This window comes from Aminobacter sp. GW821-FHT11F06 (genome assembly GCF_058808215.1).
This window is the reverse complement of sequence record NZ_JBXARL010000002.1, coordinates 633447-654159: the sequence shown is the minus strand read 5'-3', so window position 1 is coordinate 654159 and position 20713 is coordinate 633447. Positions and strand designations below refer to the sequence as shown.

The following is a 20713-nucleotide window of genomic DNA, read 5'->3' as shown; positions in this document are numbered from 1 at the left end:
GCTATGCCCCTTCCGGAATTCTGACCTTCTGGCCTTCAGCAAGGCTGTTCACGCCTGCGGTCACGACCCGGGTCCCCGCCTCGATGCCGCCCACAGTGAAGCTGGCCGCATCCTTCGTCTTCACGTCCACGCCATGCAGGCTGACTGTCGATGCCGTGGGATCGACAACCCAGACGAAGCTTTTGCCGTCTTTTTCAAGCAGTGCCGACAGCGGCAGGTCGATCCGCTCGTCCACCCGCGATACCCTTGTTGCCGTAACCGTCGAGCCAAGCCGGAAGGCCGTCGGTGGTTCGGCGAGCGCCAGCCGTACCCGTCGCGTGCGTGTCGCGGCATCTGCCTGTGGCGCGATCTCGCGGATGTGCCCTGTGGTGCGCAGCGACGGCAGTGTCTGCAATGCGACCTCGAATTCGTCGCCGTTCTTGAGTGTGCCGGCCAGTTGGTCGGGTATGTCGACGACAGCCTCGCGTGCGTCCGAGCGCGCCACGGTCAACACCATCTGGCCCGGCGAAACGGTCTGGCCGACCTCGGCGCCGGTGGCCGTCACGATGCCGTCGAAGTCCGAAAACAGCCTGGCATATCCGAGCTGTTCGTCTGTCTTGGCCAGGGCGGCGCGCGCGCGCTCGACATTGGCCGAGGCGGAATCAAGCGCCTGCTTGGCGGAATCATAGACGGCTTGCGATGTGTTGGCCGCCCCGAGCAGCGCGCGCTGGCGCTCTTCGCTGGCGGCGGCGTTGGCGAATTGCGCTTCGGCGGTCGACAGGTCGGCGCGCGCGGCTTGCGATGCAAGCTCCAGCGCCAGCGGGTCGATCGCCGCAAGGGTCGTTCCCTTGGTCACCTGATCGCCGACGCCGACATCGCGTGCCACCAGCCGTCCAAGCAAGCGGAAGGCCAGATCCGCGGAAAACTCGGGCTGGATGGTGCCGGCGAAACCTTGCGCGGTCCGCGCTTGCGGTTCGACCACCTGCGACAGCACCGGCCGGATGACTTCCTTGGCCGGCGCTTGCTTCTGGCTGCAACCGGCCAGTGCCAGCGCCGCCGCCATGCCGAGAGGCGCGAAGGACTTCATGGCGCGACCTCCACGACCTGGCCGGGGCTCAGCAGCTGGCCCCCTTGGGCGACGACGGTTTGTCCGATTTCCAGCCCCTTGGAGACCACCACGACACCGGACGCGAAAGACTGGACCTCGATGGGCACCATCGTCACCACCTTGGTCGCGGGATCGACGGTCCAGACTGCCGGCCTGCCGCTGTCCGACATGAGCGACTGCCATGGCAGCACGATCGCCGGCTCTGGCTTCGACACGATCGTGCCTGATATCGCCGCACCCAGCGGCATCCCGGCTGGCGTGTTGGGTACCGCCACCTTGACGCGGATCGAGCCCGAGGCCGGGTCGACTGCCGGAGAGACCTCGCGCACCTGGCCTGCAGCCTCGATCCTGGGATCGGATATGAGCGAGATCTGCACCGCCGGCGCCACGGGGTTGCCCGCCACCAGCGCTTCGGCGACGTTGAATACGGCGTCGCGGTCGCCATCCTCGGCCACGGTGAAGACCGTCTGTGCGGCCTGCACCACCTGGCCGACCTCGATCGTTCGCGCCGTCACCACGCCGTCGGCGCTGGCTTTCAGATCGGTGTAGGTCAGCCGGTCCTGGGCGTTGGCGAGCTGGCTTTGTGCCGCTTGCACGCCGCCCTGGGCGACGCGCTGCGCCTGGTCGGCGAGGTCGTAGTCGCGCCGTGTCGTAAAACCTTGGGCGAGCAGGGTCTTTTGGCGGTCGAAGGCGGCGGACGCCTGCCTGAGCTGCGCCTGGGCCGCATAAAGGCTCGCTTGCGCGGCCCTCACGTCCGACTGCTGCTCCTGCGGGTCGAGCCGGGCCAGCACCTCGCCCTTGGTTACGCGCTGGCCGATGTCGACATTGCGTTCGGAAACCCGGCCACCGACCTGGAACGACAGGTTGTTGAGGGTGCGCGCGGCAATCACGCCGGTCAGCGACGTCGATGGCGCGAACTCGGACAGCTTGACCTCGACGGAGCGCACCATGATCGGCTGCCGCTGTGCTGCCTCCTGCTTCTGGCAGGCGGCGAGGGGCAGTGTCAGGCAAAGGGCAAGCACGCTGAGGAAGGGGGGCGATACGGCGTATGCCGGCGTTCTGCCAGGCAAGCCTGACGGGATCGGGTTCATGGGCCGCATGTACACCCCCAAATCGCTTCGGCCCACGCTACGATGCCGAAAGCCATCCGGCAACGCCTAGTTGCCTTTCTTGTCAGCCGCGGACGCATGCCTGGGATCACGGTTTAAGGAGGGGTAACACCGGTGTGATTTTTGACCGCGCGCGTCAGGGAACCTGAGCAACTTCGGTGCGTTGAAAGGGCGATTCCAGAGCATCGGACCCGAAGTGGGGAGCCGGTTTGGGGAGATCGGATGCTCGAACGGCAAGACGTCGGAGACCATTATGGATCGTATGCTTTTTGACCATCCCGTCTCGGTTCGCATCGGGCCGGAAAGCACCCAGCGCGAGGTCACGACCGTCAAGGGCGCCTATGAGGCGCTTGTCGACTGGCCGCACGCCAAGCGTAGCGGTCCGCTCTACCGCGAGGCGGTGGCCACCGTGTCCGCCGCCCTTGCCGGCACCCGCACGCGAGAGGCGGCGAAGCGGGCCTTTGTGGCGGCGGCTGAAGAAATCGGCATCCTGACCTGATCTGTGGCGACATGCCTTGTGCCTTGTTCGCAAAGGCACAGACGCCAGCTCCGCCCCGTAGGCGTCAGGTGGTTGCAAGGTTGGGCGCTGCCGGCTTCGCCTGCTGGGCGCGCTGGCCAAGCCAGACGCTGCCAAGCACCACCGCCATGCCGGCGATCTGGGCCGGGCTGAGCGACTGGCCGAGCACCGACCAGCCAAGGATGACGGCGGTCATCGGGCTCAGGAATCCGAGCGGGGCAACCACCGAGGGTCCGAGCTTGGAAATCCCGCGGAACCAAAAGATGTAGGTCAGTGCGGCGCCGATCAGGCCGAGATAGGCAAAGCCGAGCACATTGGCTGTGGTGAGTGCGGGTAGCGACGGTTCCAGCCACAGGGCGGCCGGCAGCAGCAGCGCGCCACCTGCGGTCAATTGCCAGGCCGTGAAGGTCAGAGGCGAGACCGGTGGCTGCCAGCGCCGGCTGAGCACGGTGCCTGCGGCCATCGACACGGCACCGGCCAGACCGGCAGCGATGCCTATCGGATCAAGCGCTGCGTTCGGCGTCAGGATCAGCAGCGCCACGCCGCCCATGCCGGCCAGTGCGGCGGCGATCGACATGGCGCGTACCGGCGATCCGAGCACAGCGCGGGCAAGCAGGATAACAAGCAGCGGCTGGATCGCGCCGACGGTCGCGGCCACCCCGCCGGGCAGCCGATAGGCAGCGACAAACAGCAACCACCAGAAGATCGAAAAATTGAGCGCGCCGAGGACCAGTACCCGGCCCCACCAGATGCCATGCGGCAATTGCCTGACCACAAGCAGCAGCAACAGGCCGGCGGGCAGGGCGCGCAGCATGGCGACCGTCAGCGGATAGCCGGCGGGCAGCAACTCGGTCGTCACCAGATAGGTGCTGCCCCAGATGGCCGGGGCGATGGCCGTCAGGAGCAGGTCGGTGTTGCGCGTCGTCATGGCCGCATCTCTCTTTGCATCAAATATCTTGAGTTCAAGATAATCCGCATTCTCTTGACGTCAAGATATTTTTTGGGGATGAGTGCGACATGGATCGCGTTGATGATATCTTAGAGCAGTGGCACCGGGAACGGCCCGACCTCGACGTCGCGCCGATGGGTCTGATTGGGCGGCTGACGCGGCTTGCCCAGCATCTCGGCCGCGAAATGGAAAAGACCTTCGCCGCACACGGCCTGAACTATGGCAGCTTCGATGTGCTGGCGACGCTGCGCCGCTCGGGACCGCCTTATGCGCTGTCCCCCGGCGACCTCTCCGCCACGATGATGATCACCTCGGGCACCATGACCAACCGTGTCGACCAGCTCGAAAAGGCTGGCCTTGTCGCGCGAGCGCTCAATCCGGGCGATCGCCGCAGCTTCATCGTCTCGCTGACCGACAAGGGTTTCGCCACCATCGACGCCGCCGTCACCGACCATGTCGCGACGCAAACGCGCATCGTCGAAATGCTGTCCACGCAGGAGCGTGCAGCGCTCGACGCGCTGCTCAGCAAGTTCCTGGTCGGGTTTGAAAGCGCCTGAGGTCGACCGGTTCTGGTTCGGCAACGCTCCCAGCCGAACTTTCTCCCGTAGCAAGGTACCCCCACCCCTAACCCCTCCCCACAAGGGGGAGGGGGACTTTGCGGCAGTCGCCGAGCGCCGACTTCGATGATTTCTCGGGACGGTGGCAACCTCATCCCCCTCCCCCTTGTGGGGAGGGGTTAGGGGTGGGGGTACTGGGCTGACCAAGCGTCTTGGCGTATCACCCAGCCAGCGCCTGCTCCAGGTCGGCGATCAGATCGTCGCCATCCTCGATGCCGGCCGACAGGCGCACCAGCGAATCCGAGATGCCGATCTCAGTGCGCTTCTCCGCCGGGATCGAGCCATGCGTCATCAGCGCCGGATGCTCGATCAGGCTTTCGACCCCGCCGAGGCTTTCGGCCAGTGTGAACAGCTGCGTCCGCTCGAGGAAGCGTTTGGTGCCTGCGAGGTCGCGGTCCAGAACCGCCGTGATCATGCCGCCGAAGGCAAACATCTGCGCCTTGGCAATCGCATGCTGCGGATGGCTTTCGAGACCGGGATAGATGACCCGGCGCACGTCCTTGCGGGCCTCCAGCCAGCGCGCGATCTTCGCCCCGTTCTGCGAATGCCGCTCCATCCTGAGCGCAAGTGTCTTGATGCCGCGCAGCGCCAGAAAACTGTCGAACGGCCCGGAGATCGCGCCAATCGCGTTCTGCAGGAATTTCAACTGGTCGCGCAGATCCTTGTTGTCGCCGACGACAACGCAGCCGCCGACCATGTCGGAATGGCCGTTGAGATATTTCGTCGTCGAATGCACGACGATGTCGATGCCGAGCTCCAGCGGCCGCTGCAGATAGGGGCTGCAGAAGGTGTTGTCGGCGACCGACAGCACGCCCTTGCGCTTGGCCAGTGCCGCCACCCCTTCGAGATCGACGACACGCAGCAGCGGATTGGTGGGTGTTTCGACCCACAGCATCCTGGTTTCCGGCCGGATCGCCGCCTCGACCGCGGCAAGGTCGGTGAAGTCGACGAAGCTCACCTGAAGTCCGGCCGAGCGCTTGCGCACCCGTTCCAGTAGCCGGAACGTGCCGCCATAGATGTCGTCTGTGGCAACGATGTGCGCGCCGCTGTCGAGCAACTCGAAGACGGTGGCGATGGCCGCCAGCCCCGAGGCGAAGGCGAAGCCGGCGCTACCGCTTTCGAGATCGGCGATGGCGCGTTCGAAGGCAAAGCGTGTCGGGTTCTGGCTGCGGGCATATTCGAAACCCTTGTGCACGCCGGGGCTCTGCTGGCCATAGGTCGAGGTCGCATAGATCGGCACCATCACGGCACCGGTCGTCGGATCATGGCTCTGGCCGCCATGGATGGTGCGTGTCGAAAAGGCCAAACGGTTCTTCGCAGTTGTCATTTTGCCCGCCTGAGATGGTTGATGAGGTCGACGCGGGTGATCAGCCCGATGAAATCTTCGCCGTCGAAGATGATCGCCACTTCGTTGCGGTCGAAGATCGGCAGCAGCGCATCGAGTGTCTGGTTGGCCTGCAGCGTGTGCAGGTCCTTGCTCATCGCGGTTGCGACCGGTGCGTTGAAGCGGTTCCAGCGGCTGTCATAGGGTCCTTCGACAACGGCAAGGATATCGCTTTCGTCGACGATGCCGACAAGCTTGCCCTCGTCGAGCACCGGTAGCTGCGAAACGTCGCCGCGCCGCATCCGGCCATAGGCGGTGAGCAGGCTGTCGCCGGGGCCGACGAACACCGTGCCGCCCTCGCGATGCGAACGCGCAACGAGGTCGCTCAGATCGCCATGTTGCTCGCGCTCGTCGAGGCCTTGCTCGGCCAGCCAGAAATCGTCGAACACCTTGGACAGGTATTTGTTGCCGCTGTCGCAGACGAAGGTCACCACCCGCTTCGGCGTCTTCTGCTCGCGGCAATAGCGCAAGGCCGCGGCCAAAAGCGTGCCCGATGACGAGCCGGCGAGGATGCCTTCCTTGGCCAGCAGGTCGCGCACCGCCAGCATGCTCGCCTTGTCGGTCACCGAATAGGCCTTCTTGACCAGCGAAAGATCGGCGTTCGGCGGCACGAAATCCTCGCCGATGCCTTCCACCGTCCAGCTTCCCGCTTCTTCCATCTTGCCGGTCTTGATCAGCGGCGCCAGCACCGAACCGACAGGATCGGCCAGCACCATTTCCGTCTTAGGAGAAACCTTGGCGAAGAAGCGCCCGAGCCCGGTCAACGTGCCGCCGGAGCCGACACCGACAACGACTGCATCGACATTGCCGTCGAGCTGCTGCCATATCTCCGGTCCGGTCGTGGTCTCGTGCGCCTCGGGGTTGGCCGGGTTGGCGAACTGGTTGACGTAGAACGAGCCGGGGATTTCGGCTGCGATCCGCTCGGCCATGTCCTGGTAGTATTCGGCATGGCCCTTGCCGACATCCGAGCGCGTCAGCCTGACATCGGCGCCGAGTGCGCGCAGGTGCTGGATCTTTTCGCGGCTCATCTTGTCGGGCACGACAAGGATGATGCGGTAGCCCTTGGGGATGCCGACCTGGGCGAGGCCCAGCCCGGTATTGCCGGCGGTCGCCTCGACGATGGTGCCGCCGCGCTTGAGCTTGCCCTCGCGCTCGGCCGCGGCGATCATCGACAGCGCGATGCGGTCCTTGATCGAGCCGCCGGGGTTCTGGCTTTCGAGCTTGATGAACAGCCGGCACGGCCCGGTGTCGAACTGCGTCAGCTCGACGACAGGCGTTTCGCCGATCAAATCGAGCACGGAGCGGAAAGGCGGGTTCAAACGGCTCATGGCAGCGTCTCCCACGGCAGGCAAGGTCATCAAGCATATCCCAAGTCAGGCGGGCGGGCACCTGCCGTCCGGTTGATCCTCGGCCGCATCTGGCCAGCGTCGCCGCATTTACCGGCGAGGGCTGGCTCTAACAAAGGTAGGGCATTTCAATTCGGCGGCCATCTTGAGAAGGAAAATCTCAAGCCGCTGCAAAAGTTCGGCGAACCGGGCAATCCATTTCGCGCGAGCGGGTTGTTGACCCTCAACTTGGTGGAGCACCTACAAGGGCCATCATGGGCGACAAGATCCACACCATGGCGCTGGATGGCGGAACTTCTCTGATCCCGCAAAGAAAATGCACCGGCCTCGCAATGTATAAGGGCCCACATGTGCGGGCCCTTGGTCATTTCAAGATTGCTTGATCCTATTCGAAATCGCCGAGATCGCGCACCGCGCCGCGATCTGCGGACGTTGCGAAGGCGGCATAGGCCTTCAGCGCCTTGGTCACCTTGCGCTTGCGCAGTTCGACCGGCTTCCAGCCCTTGGCGTCCTGCTCGGCACGGCGGCTTGCCAGTTCGGCTTCGTCAACGTGCAGGCTGATGGTGCGGTTGGGGATGTCGATGTCGATGATGTCGCCCTCGCGCACCAGCCCGATCGTGCCGCCATTTGCCGCCTCAGGCGAGACGTGGCCGATCGACAGGCCGGACGTGCCGCCCGAGAAACGGCCGTCGGTGAGCAGCGCGCAGGCTTTGCCCAGGCCCTTCGATTTCAGGTAGCTGGTCGGATAGAGCATCTCCTGCATGCCGGGGCCGCCCTTCGGGCCCTCGTAGCGGATCACCACCACGTCGCCGGCCTTGATCTCGTTGCTCAAGATGGCCTTCACCGAGGCATCCTGGCTCTCGAACACGCGAGCGGGGCCGGAGAATTTCAGGATCGACTCGTCGACGCCGGCGGTCTTCACCACGCAGCCGTCGGGCGCGATGTTGCCCTTGAGAATGGCCAGGCCGCCATCCTTGGAGAAGGCATGCTCGGCCGAGCGGATGACGCCCTTTTCGCGGTCGAGGTCGAGCTCGTCCCAGCGCCGGTCCTGGCTGAAAGCTGTCTGCGTCGGCACGCCACCGGGCGCGGCGAGGTAGAAGTCGCGCACCGCCTGGCTTTTGGTCCGCGAGGTGTCCCAATGATCGATGGCTTCGCCGATCGACGCCGTGTGCACGGTCGGCAGGTCACGGTTGAGCAGTCCGGCCTTGTCGAGCTGGCCAAGGATAGCGAAAATGCCGCCGGCGCGGTGGACGTCTTCCATGTGCACGTCGGCCTTGGCCGGCGCCACCTTGCACAGCACCGGCACCTTGCGCGACAGGGCGTCGATGTCGTCCTGGTCGAAGTCGATCTCGCCTTCATGCGCCGTGGCCAGGATGTGCAGCACGGTGTTGGTCGACCCGCCCATGGCGATGTCGAGCGCCATGGCGTTTTCGAATGCGCCCTTGGAGGCAATGTTGCGCGGCAAAACGCTTTCGTCGTCCTGCTCGTAGTAGCGCTGGGCGAGGTCGACGATCAGGTGACCTGCCTCCACAAACAGGCGCTTGCGGTCGGCATGCGTCGCCAGCGTCGAGCCGTTGCCGGGCAGCGACAGGCCGAGCGCCTCGGTCAGGCAGTTCATCGAATTGGCGGTGAACATGCCCGAGCACGAGCCGCAGGTTGGGCAGGCCGAGCGTTCGATGATCTTGACGTCTTCGTCCGACACCTTGTCGTCGGCGGCCGCCACCATGGCGTCGACAAGATCGAGCGCCACGTTCTTGCCGCCGAGCACCACCTTGCCGGCTTCCATCGGGCCGCCTGAGACGAACACGGCGGGGATGTTGAGGCGCATGGCTGCCATCAGCATGCCGGGCGTGATCTTGTCGCAATTGGAGATGCAGACCATGGCGTCGGCGCAATGCGCGTTGACCATGTATTCGACGCTGTCGGCGATGATCTCGCGGCTCGGCAGCGAATACAGCATGCCGTCATGGCCCATGGCGATGCCGTCGTCGACGGCGATGGTGTTGAATTCTTTGGCCACGCCGCCGGCGGCCTCGATCTCGCGGGCGACCAGCTGGCCGAGATCCTTGAGGTGGACGTGTCCTGGCACGAACTGGGTGAAGGAGTTTACCACCGCGATAATCGGCTTGCCGAAATCAGTGTCTTTCATGCCGGTGGCGCGCCAAAGGCCACGGGCACCCGCCATGTTGCGGCCGTGTGTGGTGGTGCGCGAACGATAAACAGGCATGGAGGCTCTCTCATACAATAGATGGCTAACAGTGGAATTGAGCCACTATCGCCCTTGCGTCAACTATTTTTCGCCTGAGGGCCATTCTGGCATGACAACAGCGGGCAGCTGCCATGCACTGGGCGCAGTTCAAATGATGGTTCAGCCCTTGGAGCTGACCGATTTCCTGCCCTTGCGGCCGCGCCTCAGTTCAGCGACACCGACCGTCAGCCCCATCGCCAGCGCCATTGTCGCGGCCAGTGAGCGGAAGCCGCCGAAATCGGCTTCGGCGACCTCGAACCACACCTTGGCGAACTGCGCCAAGGGCGAAAACGCGCTGTCGGTGATGGCGATCACAGGCACGTTGTTGGCCGAGAGCGTCCGCGCCTCCTCGACAGTCGCCGAGGCATAGGGCGAGAAGCTGATGGCGATCACCGCGTCTTTGGAGGAGGCAAACGAGATGATCTCGGGGCTCAAGCCGGAAGCGGATTCGATCAGCTGGCTGCGCACGCCGAGCTTGCCCAGCGCATAGGCGATGTAGCTCGCGACAGGATAGGAGCGGCGGCGTGCGAGGATGTAGATTGTCTCGGCGCCGTTGAGGATGTCGATGGCGCGGTCAAGGGTCTCGTCGTCGAGGTTGCGCGACATCACATCGAGCGACTTGCTGGCTGCCGCCAGGAAACCGTCGACGATGCGGCGGTTGGAGGTGCCTTCGTCGGCGTCGCCGCGCACCACGGTCAGCCGCTCTTCGTAAGACGTCGTGCGTTCCCTGAGGCGCTCGCGAAAAACCTGCTGCAGGGAGGTGAAGCCGTCATAACCGAGATGCTGGGCGAAGCGGATCAGCGTCGAGGGCTGCACGCCGGCCGAGGTGGCGATGCTGGCGGCGGTGCCGAAGGCGATCTCGTCGGGATTGTCGAGCGCATAGGCAGCCACTTGCGCGATGCGCTTGGGCAGCGACTGGCGGCGATCGAGGATCAACGACCGCAGGGCCTCGAAATCGCGCGGCAGCGCCTCCGACATCGTCTCGTTCATCTGGTCCATTCCGCCTCCGCCCATTGCAACATATCGCTGCCACGCCCGCCTGTCCAAATAAAATGAACTGTATGTTCCATTTTCGACAAAATCCGACTATTCAGTCCGTCGATGGCGATGCCACTTCTATAAACCGGGAGAGCGTGAAGTGACAGGTGTAGGACTTATCGGAACCGGCTTCATGGGCAAGTGCCACGCGCTCGCCTGGAACGCCGTCAGCACAGTGTTCGGCGACGTGCCGCGCGTCCGGCTTGTCCATCTCGGCGAAGCCAATGCCGACCTCGCGGCGAGCCGCGCCACCGAGCTCGGTTTCGCAAAATCCTCCGGCGACTGGCGCGCTGTCATCGCCGATCCCGAGGTCGACGTCGTCTCGCTGACCACGCCCAACCAGTTCCACCCCGAAATGGCCATCGCCATCCTCGAAGCCGGCAAGCATCTGTGGTGCGAAAAGCCGATGGCGCCGACGCTCGCCGAGGCCGAGGCGATGGCGGCTGCCGCGCGCAAATCGGGCAAGGTGGCCGTGCTTGGCTACAACTATATCCAGAGCCCGGCCATCCGCCACATCCGCAAGCTGCTCGACGAAAAGCTCATCGGCGAGGTCAACCATCTCCGTGTCGAGATGGACGAGGACTTCATGGCCGACCCCGACGCGCCATTCTTCTGGAAGCATGAGGCGACGTCAGGCTACGGCGCGCTCGACGATTTCGCCGTCCACCCGCTGTCGCTGATTGCAGCCCTGTTCGGCCGCGTGGAACGCGTCATGTGCGACATGGCCAAACCCTATCCGGATCGTCAGGTCACAGGTGGCGGGCGCCGCGCGGTCGAGACCTACGACATCGCCTCGAGCCTGATCCACCTCGAAAACGGCGTCTCCGGCACGCTTCTGGTCAACCGCTCCGCCTGGGGCCGCAAGGGCCGCATCCAGATTCAGATCTTCGGCTCCAAGGGTTCCATCGTCTTCGACCAGGAACGCTTCAACGAGATCCAGCTGTACGTCACCTCCGACCGCGCCACCGAGCAGGGTTTTCGCACCATCCTCGCCGCGCCCGTGCATGCGCCCTACGACAAGTTCATCCCCGCCCCAGGCCACGGTCTCGGCTTCAACGATTTGAAGACCATCGAGTGCCGCGAACTGTTGTCCAGCGTCGCAGGCCAACCGGCTCATGTCATCGATTTCGACGAGGGGCTGGAGATCGAACGCACCGTGCACGCCATGGCGCAGTCGTTTGACGAACAGAAGTGGGTGAGGGTGAGGTAGCGCTCATTGAGCTACAGCCTGTCGTTCAGTCTCTCTCGACATCTCGCACGTGCAATGATCTGCTGCAGCGTCGCTGGGGGGATTCATGCGCGCGCTTCTGGTTGTATTGACGCTGCTCTACGTTCAGTGCGCAGCCGCAAAAGCTGACGTTCCATTCCCGGAACTAAATACCGAGGTGTACTGCCGAAACCTCGTGTCGAAGATGCTCGACAAGGCCGAACAGCAGGCTGAGAAGGAAAAATGCCTCCTCGACGAGGCTACCCTCAAGCGCAAGCTCAAGCCTCTATGGCATTTGGCTTTACCAGAGTCGCAGCAATATCTCATTGCCCAGCTCTATAAAGAGGAACGTCATCAGACTTATGTCACTACAGGGCATTACACAGCGCAGGGAGTTGGCTTAGCCTGCATGGACGGTCGGCTTGAATGCCGGTTTCCAGCCATATCAGTCGAGCAGTTGAAAACCTTTCCTTCTCTGAATAGCACGGGCTATTGCTCGGCCGGCCTGCCAGATGGTCTGGGCGAGACAGTCCGCGTGACAAAAATGAAGGAATGCCTTGATAGCGAAGAGGTGTTGAAACGACAGCTTCAACCATTCTGGCACGCTGTCGGTTCTGAGACGTTCAAAAGCTGCGTGCCATATCTGATGGACATCAAGAACCACAGCTACGGAATCCTGCAAAATTGCTCAGCCAACAGTGTGGGCGGGGCCTGCATCTTCGGAGATATTGACTGTCGCCTGAAGAGTTGAGTGTCGCCTCTCTATCGTCTCTGGCCAACCGCCGCCCAGCCCTGCTGCATCACATAAAACGCCAGCAAGATCGCGGCGTTGAGTTCGAGCACTTCCTCGACGGCGGCGAACGCGCGCGATGATGCGGCGATGTCGATCACCTGCGCCAGGCCGATGAAGCCGACATGCAGGAAAAGCAGCGCATGGCCCGATAGCCATGTCGTTGCCCCGCTTATGTTGCGCGCGATCTGGCGCAGGGCGAACAGCACCAGCCCCGCTGACATGGCAAGCATCAGGCCAACCAGCAGCCAGGCGAGGTTTTGGCTGACGCTTTGCAGCAGCCGATAGGCCAGGATCAGCAAATCGTGGAAGCCGTCGAGCTGTCCGCCGCCATAAAGCGGCAGCGGCTGGAACCCGAACAACCGCGAGCCGAAGCTGGTTTCGTCCAGAAGCTCGGCAAGCCCGATCAGGCCCGCCAGCACCAGCGGCACGCGCACCCCGCGAAGCGCTGATGCGACACTCGCTCCCATCACGGCGACGGCCAGGAAAACCACAGTTCCAGTCTCGACGATGCCGTCCTCGCGCAACAGCAGCGAGCGGATGCCGGGCGCAATGATTGCCGCCAGTGCCGAGGCGACGGTGACCGCCCCGACCAGCGCCAGGGCACAGGCAAGGAACCGGAACTGTTCGCCCCGCCGAGACCTCACCGGTACGTCACCAACCAAAGGATGCACCATCTGCGCCATGGACCCTCTCCTGTCGCAAAACTGTCAGGGAGCCGTCACATATTGCCCGTTTCGGGCAAGGAAAGGGCCGCCGGCCACTGGATCGATCAATCCTGGCAACGGACCGTAAGAAATGGCGCCGACACGCCAAGGCTGCCTTCCCTGGTATTGAGGGTTGTTGCCTCGTCCATGCCGCGCCTGATATTGCCGGCCATGCCGTTCGCGCGGCGAGACTGGGCCGGAACGATTTCATGACCAAGCTTCCCGACCTGCCGGTGACGGCGGTCCTGCCGCAACTTGCCGACGCCCTTGCGTCCGGCAACAGCGCTGTGCTTGTCGCCCCGCCCGGTGCCGGCAAGACGACGCTCGTTCCCTTGGCGCTGCTCGACGCGCCCTGGCGCGGCGACGGCAGGATCATCCTGCTCGAACCGCGCCGGCTTGCCGCCCGCGCTGCCGCGCGCCGCATGGCCTCGCTGCTGGGCGAGGAACCCGGCGGTATCGTCGGCTACGCCATGCGCATGGAAAACAAGGTCAGCGCGCGGACGAAAATCCTCGTCGTCACCGAGGGCGTTCTCGCCCGCATGATCCTCGACGATCCCGAACTGCCCGGCACAGCCGCGGTGCTGTTCGACGAGTTCCATGAGCGTTCGCTCGATGGCGATTTTGGCCTCGCATTGGCGCTTGACGTGCAAGGCGCGTTGCGGCCTGACCTCCGGCTGGTGGTGATGTCGGCGACCCTCGACGGCGCGCGCGTTTCAAGATTGCTCGACGGTGCCGAGGTCGTCGAAAGCCAGGGCCGCAGCTTTCCCGTCGACATCCGTTATGACGAACGCCCGGCTGGCGTTGCCATCGAGGACGCCATGGCCAAGGCCATCCGCACAGCCCTCGCCGACGAGCCGGGCAGCGTGCTCGCTTTCCTGCCCGGCCAGCGCGAGATCGAACGCACGGCTGAGCGCCTCGCCGGCCGCGTCGGCACTGATGTCGACATCGTGCCTCTCTACGGCATGCTCGACGGCAAGGCCCAGGATGCCGCGATCAAGCCGGCGCCCGCCGGCCGCCGCAAGGTCGTGCTCGCCACCTCCATCGCCGAGACCTCGATCACCATCGACGGTGTCCGCGTCGTCGTAGATTCCGGCCTGTCGCGCCTGCCGAAATACGAGCCGGCGAGCGGTCTGACCCGGCTTGAAACCGTGCGTGCCTCGCGCGCCGCCGCCGACCAGCGCGCCGGCCGCGCCGGCCGTACCAGCCCGGGCGTTGCCGTGCGCCTGTGGCGTGCCGAGCAGACCGCGGCACTGCCTGCCTTCTCGCCGCCCGAGATCCTTGAGGCCGACCTGTCTGGCTTCCTGCTCGACTGTGCCGCCTTCGGTGTCGCCGACCCGACCACGCTCGCCTTCCTCGACCCGCCGCCAGCACCAGCATTGGCCGAGGCGAAAGCACTGCTTGTCGAGCTCGACGCCATCGACGCCGACGGCCGCCTGACGGCCTCCGGCCAGGCCATGAGAAAACTCGCTCTGCCGGTACGTCTCGCCCACATGGTCGCCGAAGCCGCCCGTCAGGGTGCGGCCCTTGAGGCGGCACAGCTTGCCATGCTGATGAGCGAGCGCGGCCTTGGCGGCGACAGCGCCGATTTGGAGCGCCGCCTGCAGCGCTTCCGCAACGAGCGCTCGCCACGCGCCAACGCAGCGCGGCAGCTTGCGGAAAGGCTAGCGCGAGCGGCTGATAGAGCTGCCCCTCACCCTCTCCCCGTGAAGGACGGGGAGAGGGGGGCGTCTACGTCGCGGCCGGCCTCCTTCTCCCCGTCCTTACGGGGAGAAGGTCCGGCAGGGGATGAGGGGCGGCACAAGCCTGCCCGCGAAACTGTAGCAGATGACTCGCCAACACCCGGCGCGCTTCTTCTCCTCGCCTGGCCCGACCGTGTCGCCAAGGCGCGGGGCGAGCGCGGCCGCTTCGTTCTGGCCAATGGCAGCGGTGCCGCCGTCGACGCCGCCGATCCGCTGGCCGGCGAGCCCTATCTCGTCGTCGCCGACCTTCAGGGCAAGGCGCAGAACGCCCGCATTTCGTCAGCTGTTGCGGTATCTGAGGCCGACATCCGCACCGTCCTTGCTTCGCATCTGGAGCGGAAAACCGAGTCGAGCTTCGATAGGGAAAAGCGCTCGGTGCGGGTGCGCGAAACCGTCCGCATCGGCGCCGTCACTCTGTCGGAACGCATGCTGCCGGCACCCAAGGGCGAGGAAGCCGACCGTGCCATCCTCGATGCGTTGCGCGCCCACGGTCTCGACCTGCTCGACTGGGGCAAGGAGGCCGAGACCTTGCGCCAGCGCCTGTCGTGGCTGCGTCGCGGCCTCGGCGATCCGTGGCCCGATATGTCCAACCAGGCCCTGCTCGACCGCCTCGAAGACTGGCTGCTGCCATTCCTGCGCGGCGAGGCCTCGTTCGCCCGCATCGGCGCTGGCACCCTTCACGATGGCCTGATGTCGCTCGTCCCGCACGATTTGCAGCGCAAGATCGGCACGCTCGCCCCCACCCATTTCACAGCGCCGTCGGGCAGTCATGTGCCGATCCGCTACGATGGCGAGTGGCCGGTGCTGGCTGTGCGCGTGCAGGAGCTGTTCGGCATGGACAGGCACCCCTCGATTGCCGGCGGCACGGTTCCGCTCACGCTCGAACTTTTGTCGCCGGCGCACCGTCCGATCCAAACGACGCGCGACCTGCCCGGTTTCTGGCGCGGTTCATGGGCCGACGTGCGTTCCGACATGCGCGGCCGTTACCCCCGCCACGTCTGGCCCGACAATCCGCTGGAAGCCCAGGCAACCGCCCGCGCCAAACCGCGCGGAACTTAGCCCTTGGCGCGGATGCGCCTTGCGGCGCATATAGCGCAGATGAATTCGCTGACCCGCACACCCGATCTCCAGCACAGCCACAGGCTCCGCCTCAACACGCTGATCCGCCTGCGCTGGCTGGCGATCGTCGGCCAGAGCATCACTGTCATCTTCGTTGCCTACTGGCTCGAATTCCCGCTGCCAGTCAGCCTGTGTTTTGCCCTCATCGCCAGTTCCGCCTGGCTCAACCTGTTTTTGGCCTTCCGCTATCCGGCCACGCATCGGCTCAATCCCTTCGCTGCCCTGGGCATCCTGGCCTTCGACAGCCTGCAGCTCGCCGGCCTGCTCTACATGACGGGTGGGTTGACCAATCCGTTTTCGCTTTTGATGACGGTGCCGGTCGTCATCTCGGCGACATCGCTGCCGCTGCGCCTCACCACCATCCTTGCTGGCCTGGTCATCGTCATCGTAACCCTGCTGGCCTTCTTCCACCTGCCTTTGCCCTGGTATGACGGCATCGAGCTTGCCATGCCCTTCATCTACACGTCAGGCATCTGGATCGCGGTGTGCTGCTCCATCGCCTTCACGGCCATGTATGCCTTTCGCGTCGCCGACGAGGCACGCTTGCTTGCAAATGCGCTGGCCGCCACCGAACTGGTACTCCAGCGCGAGCAGCACCTGTCGGCGCTCGATGGTCTCGCCGCCGCCGCCGCCCACGAATTGGGTACGCCGCTTGCCACTATCACGCTGGTTGCCAAGGAGATGGAACGCGCGCTCGGCAATGATCCGAAATATGGCGAGGACGTCACCTTGCTGCGCAGCCAGAGCGAACGCTGCCGCGAAATCCTGAAGCGCCTCACCAGCCTGTCGTCGGAGGGCGAACAGCATCTCGCCCGCCTGCCGCTGACCTCGCTGGTCGAGGAAGTCATCGCCCCGCACCGCGACTTCGGCATCACCATCAAGCTCGACCCCGGCGAGCGCATCGGCCCCGAGCCTGTCGGCCATCGCAACCCGGGCGTCATCTACGGCCTCGGCAATCTTGTCGAAAACGCCGTCGACTTTGCCCGCAGCCACGTCACGATCCGGTGGAGCTGGGATGACGAAGACGTCAGCTTCGCCATCATGGACGACGGCCCTGGCTTCCCGCCCGACATCATCGACCGCATCGGCGAGCCCTACATGTCGACCCGCCAGGGTGCCGAGCCCGGCGGCGGCTTGGGTCTTGGCCTGTTCATCGCCAAGACCTTGCTCGAGCGTTCGGGCGCCGAGATCAGCTTCACCAATTCGAGCGGGCCGGGCGAGGGGGCCGTGGTCGAAATCTCGTGGCCGCGCGCCGCCTTCCTCAGTCCGTTGCCGGCCGGGTCGACGATGTTCGACTCCGCCTGAGCCTTGAACGGCCTGTTCGACGCGTCTGCCATTGGACATCGCGGCTTTGCACCTATATCTGCTTGTAAAACCATAAGAACGACTGGGATCGACGACAAAAAGGATAAAAGGCGATGACCACCCAGGACATTGCGGCCGGGTTGCCGGGCGAAGACCATTCATTGTTGCTTGTCGATGACGACAAGCCATTCGTAACACGCCTGGCACGCGCCATGGAAAGCCGCGGCTTTGTCGTCGACACCGCCGAGAGCGTCGAGGAAGCCGTCGCCAAGGTGCGCGCCAACCCGCCCGCTTACGCCGTGGTCGACATGCGGCTTGGCGACGGCAACGGCCTCGATGTCGTGTCGGCCATCCGCGAGCGCCGCGAAGACACCCGCACCGTCATCCTGACCGGCTATGGCAACATCGCCACCGCCGTCACCGCCGTGAAGCTCGGTGCCATCGACTATCTGTCCAAGCCTGCGGATGCCGACGACGTCTATGCCGCGCTCACCAATGCCGCGGGCGAGCGCGCCGCGCCGCCGGAAAACCCGATGTCGGCCGATCGCGTCCGCTGGGAGCATATCCAGCGCGTCTACGAAATGTGCGAGCGCAACGTGTCGGAGACCGCGCGCCGTCTCAACATGCACCGCCGCACCCTGCAGCGCATTCTCGCCAAGCGGGCGCCGAGGTAGGGCAATAGCGAATAGCGAATAGCGAATAGTGAGTAGAGAGTAGTGGGGCGGCGCTTGAACTGCAGGCGCCATTTCCAATTTTCCCTACTCCCTACTCCCTACTCCCTACTCCCTACTCCCTACTCCCTACTCCCTTCCCTCACTCACTCTCCCCATCCAGCGCCGGCACCGAAACGCCGGCGAGTTCGGCGGCAAGCAGGCGGGCGGCACCCGCACGCGCGATGCGCAGCATCAGCGCCTTGCGCGTCGCCGCCACCATGCGGTGCTCGGGTGCGTCGCGCATGATCTCCGCGCCATAACCGTCCGACAGGATGAAGCCGCACTCCTCGGGAAAAATCTCGGCCGGCACGTCGGGATGGGTGGCAAAGAAGAAGCGGTCGGAATGCAGCCGGTAATCAGGCCACTTTCGGTCGACGCGGAAATCCTCGATCGATGATTTGATCTCGATGATCCAGATGTCGCCCTGGCGCGTCAGCGCCACAAGGTCGGCGCGCCGCCCGGTGGCCAGCGACAGTTCGGGCAGCACGTGAGCGCCCATCTGCATGAGCAGGCGCTGCACGCCGCGGCGCACCAGCATGGCGCGTTCGGACTGGCGGCCATCGATGAGCGGATTTGAAGCAAGTGGTGAAATGATCGGCATGGACCAATCATCGCATCATTTGTTCACGTTTTGAACCCGCCAGCTGGATTATTCCAGGCGCATTACCGCTCACGGATCCGTTACCGCTCCGCGTTGAATTTCCTGGCCTTTCCCGCGATGCGTGTTGCCGAAATGCCATATCGAGGCACCTACGTTGGTGCAGGGGTGGTTTTGTGCCCACCATCCCCTTGGCAAGCAAAACGCTGGGGCATTAAGGAAGGTGGCGAAAATGAGGCCGAATCGGCCCACCGCTCTGGCTTGGGAACAGCATATGCGATTGAAGTCGTTTGCCATTGTCGCCGCCCTGGCGCTCACCACAGCGCTCGCGGGCTGCTCGACGGACGGCGTTTCGCGCATGTTCTCCAACGACTACGGCGGGCGCGTCGATGCCGGCTACCAGTTGCCGACAATTCCGATCAACAAGGTCCCGAGCAAATACCATCGTCAGCTGGTGCGCTACGAGACCGACCAGAAGCCGGGCACGATCGTCATCGATACCGGCGAGAAGTTCCTCTATCTCGTCGAGCCGGACGGCAAGGCGATGCGCTACGGCATCGGCGTCGGCCGCGAGGGTTTCGAGTGGCAGGGCACCGCCCGCATCGCGCTCAAGCGCGAATGGCCGACCTGGACGCCGCCGCGCGAGATGATCCAGCGCCAGCCTGAGCTCACCAAATATGCCTCGGGCATGGAGCCGGGCCTCAAGAACCCGCTCGGCGCGCGTGCGCTTTATCTCTTCAACAAGGGTGGCGATTCCGGCTACCGGCTGCATGGCACGCCGGAGTGGAACTCCATCGGCAAGGCGATGTCGTCGGGCTGCATCCGCCTGATGAACCAGGACATCATCGACCTCTACAACCGCGTCGAAGTCGGCGCCAAGGTCATTGTGAAATAAGCGCGAACCGTCCAGGCAACAACACGGACGTCGCAAACGAAAAACCGGGCACTTTGGCCCGGTTTTTTGTTGTCTGGCGTTGGCCAGCGGAATGGAATTGTCGAATAGGTCTCAGACCTGTTCGACCTGCTGCACCTCTGGCACGAAGTGACGCAGGAGGTTCTGGATGCCGTGCTTGAGGGTTGCCGTCGACGACGGGCAGCCGGCGCAAGCGCCCTTCATGTGCAGGAACACGGTGCCGTTTTCGTAGCCACGGAACGTGATGTCGCCGCCGTCCTGGGCAACAGCCGGGCGCACGCGGGTGTCGAGCAGTTCCTTGATCGTAACCACGATCTCTGCGTCGGCCTGGTCGAAGAATTCGTTCTGGTCGTCATGATGGCCGCCACCACCGGCAGCCTGGCCGGCCATGACAGGCGCGCCCGACATGAAGTGTTCCATGATCGAGCCGAGGATCGCCGGCTTCAGGTGCTGCCAGTCCGGGCCGTCCTTGGAAACGGTGATGAAGTCGTAGCCGAAGAACACGCCGGTGACGCCCGGAATGTCGAACAGCCGCCCGGCAAGCGGCGACGCCGCACGCGCGCTGTCGGCATCGCGGAAATCGGCCGTGCCTTCGAGCAAAACCTCCTTGCCCGGCAGGAACTTCAGCGTCGCCGGATTGGGGGTCGCTTCGGTCTGGATGAACATGACGTGTCTCCGTGCCCGCGCGCGCGGGTTGTCAGTTTGGAATAGTTCTAATTAGGCTTTACACGGCCGACATTCAAGCCGCTGGCGCGCCTCCGCGCCAATATGTTGCGCCTGCGCGTCAGGCCAGGCTGTCGATTTCTTCGTCGGACAGGTTCTGCGGCACCACCGTCACCGGGATCGGGAAGGCGGCACCCTTGCCGGCGATCGAGGCGACCAGCGGCCCAGGGCCTTCCTTGCCGGCACCTGCGGCCAGCACCAGGATAGCGATATCCTGGTCGTCTTCAATCAGCTTGTGGATTTCGTCGGCCGGGCGGCCTTCGCGCACCACCAGTTCGGGCTCGATGCCCAGTGTCTCGCGCACCTTGGACGCATGCGTGTCGAGTGCGGCATTGGCGGTGGCGGTCGCTTCCTCGCGCATGATCTTTTCGACGCCCAGCCAATGCTGGAAGTCGTCGGGCTCGATGACGTAGAGCAGCACCAGAACGCCGCTTGTGCTCCTGGCGCGCTTGGAAGCGTAGGCGACGGCCCGTTCGCATTCCGGCGTATCGTCGATGATCGCCAGGAATTTGCGCCGATGGCCGGCTTCCTTGCTGAGGCGTTTGGAGACCATTTCCTACCCTGCTGCGCGACGTTTTGATCTTCAATCTGCCACCGGCGCCGG

19 protein-coding genes are annotated in these 20713 nt (G+C 64.4%); 8 read left to right on the top strand and 11 right to left on the bottom strand.

Features of this window, described 5'->3' with window-relative positions; all coding sequences use genetic code 11:
• Position 1 precedes the first annotated feature (1 nt).
• The gene (locus AC1RTB_RS07650) at positions 2-1066 is read right to left on the bottom strand and encodes an efflux RND transporter periplasmic adaptor subunit (protein WP_492876209.1); all 1065 of its coding nucleotides are present in this window, start codon (positions 1064-1066) and stop codon (positions 2-4) included.
• A complete protein-coding gene (locus AC1RTB_RS07645; RefSeq protein ID WP_492876207.1) occupies positions 1063-2187 on the bottom strand; it encodes an efflux RND transporter periplasmic adaptor subunit in 1125 nt (374 codons plus the stop codon). Before AC1RTB_RS07645 ends, AC1RTB_RS07650 begins: the two co-directional genes overlap by 4 nt.
• 262 nt (positions 2188-2449) lie before the next feature.
• Here AC1RTB_RS07645 and AC1RTB_RS07640 point away from each other — a divergent pair, with 262 nt between their 5' ends.
• Complete coding sequence (locus AC1RTB_RS07640; protein WP_492876205.1) at positions 2450-2695, top strand: DUF982 domain-containing protein; 246 nt, start codon at positions 2450-2452, stop codon at positions 2693-2695.
• Positions 2696-2759: 64 nt separating this feature from the next.
• Here the strand turns inward: AC1RTB_RS07640 and AC1RTB_RS07635 are convergent, their stop codons facing one another.
• Positions 2760-3641: an EamA family transporter gene (locus AC1RTB_RS07635; RefSeq protein WP_492876203.1), complete on the bottom strand. Its 882-nt coding sequence runs from the start codon at positions 3639-3641 to the stop codon at positions 2760-2762.
• Positions 3642-3730: 89 nt separating this feature from the next.
• Here AC1RTB_RS07635 and AC1RTB_RS07630 point away from each other — a divergent pair, with 89 nt between their 5' ends.
• A complete protein-coding gene (locus AC1RTB_RS07630; RefSeq protein WP_492876201.1) occupies positions 3731-4219 on the top strand; it encodes a MarR family winged helix-turn-helix transcriptional regulator in 489 nt (162 codons plus the stop codon).
• A 220-nt stretch (positions 4220-4439) separates the two neighbouring features.
• Here AC1RTB_RS07630 and AC1RTB_RS07625 read toward each other — a convergent pair whose 3' ends face one another.
• From AC1RTB_RS07625 to AC1RTB_RS07610, 4 genes are all read right to left on the bottom strand, one after another.
• The gene (locus AC1RTB_RS07625; protein ID WP_492876199.1) at positions 4440-5606 is read right to left on the bottom strand and encodes a trans-sulfuration enzyme family protein; all 1167 of its coding nucleotides are present in this window, start codon (positions 5604-5606) and stop codon (positions 4440-4442) included.
• Positions 5603-6991, bottom strand: a complete 1389-nt coding sequence (locus tag AC1RTB_RS07620; RefSeq protein ID WP_492876197.1) for a pyridoxal-phosphate dependent enzyme — start codon at positions 6989-6991, stop codon at positions 5603-5605. The genes AC1RTB_RS07625 and AC1RTB_RS07620 overlap by 4 nt, the downstream gene beginning before the upstream one ends.
• A gap of 403 nt (positions 6992-7394) precedes the next feature.
• The gene (gene ilvD / locus AC1RTB_RS07615) at positions 7395-9236 is read right to left on the bottom strand and encodes a dihydroxy-acid dehydratase (protein WP_492876193.1); all 1842 of its coding nucleotides are present in this window, start codon (positions 9234-9236) and stop codon (positions 7395-7397) included.
• Positions 9237-9377: 141 nt separating this feature from the next.
• Positions 9378-10235: a MurR/RpiR family transcriptional regulator gene (locus AC1RTB_RS07610; protein ID WP_492876367.1), complete on the bottom strand. Its 858-nt coding sequence runs from the start codon at positions 10233-10235 to the stop codon at positions 9378-9380.
• Between the two features lie 160 nt (positions 10236-10395).
• On the opposite strand from AC1RTB_RS07610, the gene AC1RTB_RS07605 reads away from it, so the two are divergent.
• Positions 10396-11505, top strand: a complete 1110-nt coding sequence (locus tag AC1RTB_RS07605; protein WP_492876191.1) for a Gfo/Idh/MocA family protein — start codon at positions 10396-10398, stop codon at positions 11503-11505.
• Between the two features lie 85 nt (positions 11506-11590).
• Positions 11591-12253: a hypothetical protein gene (locus tag AC1RTB_RS07600; protein WP_492876190.1), complete on the top strand. Its 663-nt coding sequence runs from the start codon at positions 11591-11593 to the stop codon at positions 12251-12253.
• Positions 12254-12264: 11 nt separating this feature from the next.
• Here AC1RTB_RS07600 and AC1RTB_RS07595 read toward each other — a convergent pair whose 3' ends face one another.
• Positions 12265-12978, bottom strand: coding sequence for a hypothetical protein (locus AC1RTB_RS07595; protein ID WP_492876188.1), 714 nt, complete (start codon positions 12976-12978; stop codon positions 12265-12267).
• Positions 12979-13208: 230 nt separating this feature from the next.
• Here AC1RTB_RS07595 and hrpB point away from each other — a divergent pair, with 230 nt between their 5' ends.
• The 3 genes from hrpB (at position 13209) to AC1RTB_RS07580 (ending at position 17836) form a co-directional block, all read left to right on the top strand.
• The gene (gene hrpB, locus AC1RTB_RS07590) at positions 13209-15797 is read left to right on the top strand and encodes an ATP-dependent helicase HrpB (protein ID WP_492876187.1); all 2589 of its coding nucleotides are present in this window, start codon (positions 13209-13211) and stop codon (positions 15795-15797) included.
• A 39-nt stretch (positions 15798-15836) separates the two neighbouring features.
• Positions 15837-17162 (top strand): ActS/PrrB/RegB family redox-sensitive histidine kinase, encoded by a 1326-nt coding sequence (locus AC1RTB_RS07585; protein WP_492876186.1) that lies wholly within the window; start codon positions 15837-15839, stop codon positions 17160-17162.
• A gap of 113 nt (positions 17163-17275) precedes the next feature.
• Complete coding sequence (locus AC1RTB_RS07580; RefSeq protein ID WP_492876184.1) at positions 17276-17836, top strand: ActR/PrrA/RegA family redox response regulator transcription factor; 561 nt, start codon at positions 17276-17278, stop codon at positions 17834-17836.
• A 139-nt stretch (positions 17837-17975) separates the two neighbouring features.
• Here AC1RTB_RS07580 and AC1RTB_RS07575 read toward each other — a convergent pair whose 3' ends face one another.
• Positions 17976-18476, bottom strand: a complete 501-nt coding sequence (locus AC1RTB_RS07575) for an MmcB family DNA repair protein (RefSeq protein WP_492876182.1) — start codon at positions 18474-18476, stop codon at positions 17976-17978.
• A gap of 271 nt (positions 18477-18747) precedes the next feature.
• On the opposite strand from AC1RTB_RS07575, the gene AC1RTB_RS07570 reads away from it, so the two are divergent.
• Positions 18748-19368, top strand: coding sequence for a L,D-transpeptidase (locus AC1RTB_RS07570; protein WP_492876180.1), 621 nt, complete (start codon positions 18748-18750; stop codon positions 19366-19368).
• 111 nt (positions 19369-19479) lie between these two features.
• On the opposite strand, the gene AC1RTB_RS07565 is transcribed toward AC1RTB_RS07570, so the two are convergent.
• Together AC1RTB_RS07565 and AC1RTB_RS07560 are read right to left on the bottom strand one after the other, a co-directional pair.
• Positions 19480-20052: a NifU family protein gene (locus tag AC1RTB_RS07565; protein WP_109578126.1), complete on the bottom strand. Its 573-nt coding sequence runs from the start codon at positions 20050-20052 to the stop codon at positions 19480-19482.
• Between the two features lie 118 nt (positions 20053-20170).
• Positions 20171-20662, bottom strand: coding sequence for a universal stress protein (locus AC1RTB_RS07560; RefSeq protein ID WP_492876178.1), 492 nt, complete (start codon positions 20660-20662; stop codon positions 20171-20173).
• Positions 20663-20713 lie beyond the last annotated feature (51 nt).

Excerpts from the sequence above, each read along its gene's own strand:
- AC1RTB_RS07650 (WP_492876209.1), bottom strand. The coding sequence starts at position 1,066 with ATGAAGTCCTTCGCGCCTCTCGGCATGGCGGCGGCGCTGGCACTGGCC.
- AC1RTB_RS07645 (WP_492876207.1), bottom strand. The coding sequence starts at position 2,187 with ATGCGGCCCATGAACCCGATCCCGTCAGGCTTGCCTGGCAGAACGCCG.
- AC1RTB_RS07640 (WP_492876205.1), top strand. The coding sequence starts at position 2,450 with ATGGATCGTATGCTTTTTGACCATCCCGTCTCGGTTCGCATCGGGCCG.
- AC1RTB_RS07635 (WP_492876203.1), bottom strand. The coding sequence starts at position 3,641 with ATGACGACGCGCAACACCGACCTGCTCCTGACGGCCATCGCCCCGGCC.
- AC1RTB_RS07630 (WP_492876201.1), top strand. The coding sequence starts at position 3,731 with ATGGATCGCGTTGATGATATCTTAGAGCAGTGGCACCGGGAACGGCCC.
- AC1RTB_RS07625 (WP_492876199.1), bottom strand. The coding sequence starts at position 5,606 with ATGACAACTGCGAAGAACCGTTTGGCCTTTTCGACACGCACCATCCAT.
- AC1RTB_RS07620 (WP_492876197.1), bottom strand. The coding sequence starts at position 6,991 with ATGAGCCGTTTGAACCCGCCTTTCCGCTCCGTGCTCGATTTGATCGGC.
- ilvD (WP_492876193.1), bottom strand. The coding sequence starts at position 9,236 with ATGCCTGTTTATCGTTCGCGCACCACCACACACGGCCGCAACATGGCG.
- AC1RTB_RS07610 (WP_492876367.1), bottom strand. The coding sequence starts at position 10,235 with ATGTCGGAGGCGCTGCCGCGCGATTTCGAGGCCCTGCGGTCGTTGATC.
- AC1RTB_RS07600 (WP_492876190.1), top strand. The coding sequence starts at position 11,591 with ATGCGCGCGCTTCTGGTTGTATTGACGCTGCTCTACGTTCAGTGCGCA.
- AC1RTB_RS07595 (WP_492876188.1), bottom strand. The coding sequence starts at position 12,978 with ATGGCGCAGATGGTGCATCCTTTGGTTGGTGACGTACCGGTGAGGTCT.
- hrpB (WP_492876187.1), top strand. The coding sequence starts at position 13,209 with ATGACCAAGCTTCCCGACCTGCCGGTGACGGCGGTCCTGCCGCAACTT.
- AC1RTB_RS07585 (WP_492876186.1), top strand. The coding sequence starts at position 15,837 with ATGAATTCGCTGACCCGCACACCCGATCTCCAGCACAGCCACAGGCTC.
- AC1RTB_RS07580 (WP_492876184.1), top strand. The coding sequence starts at position 17,276 with ATGACCACCCAGGACATTGCGGCCGGGTTGCCGGGCGAAGACCATTCA.
- AC1RTB_RS07575 (WP_492876182.1), bottom strand. The coding sequence starts at position 18,476 with ATGCCGATCATTTCACCACTTGCTTCAAATCCGCTCATCGATGGCCGC.
- AC1RTB_RS07570 (WP_492876180.1), top strand. The coding sequence starts at position 18,748 with ATGCGATTGAAGTCGTTTGCCATTGTCGCCGCCCTGGCGCTCACCACA.
- AC1RTB_RS07565 (WP_109578126.1), bottom strand. The coding sequence starts at position 20,052 with ATGTTCATCCAGACCGAAGCGACCCCCAATCCGGCGACGCTGAAGTTC.
- AC1RTB_RS07560 (WP_492876178.1), bottom strand. The coding sequence starts at position 20,662 with ATGGTCTCCAAACGCCTCAGCAAGGAAGCCGGCCATCGGCGCAAATTC.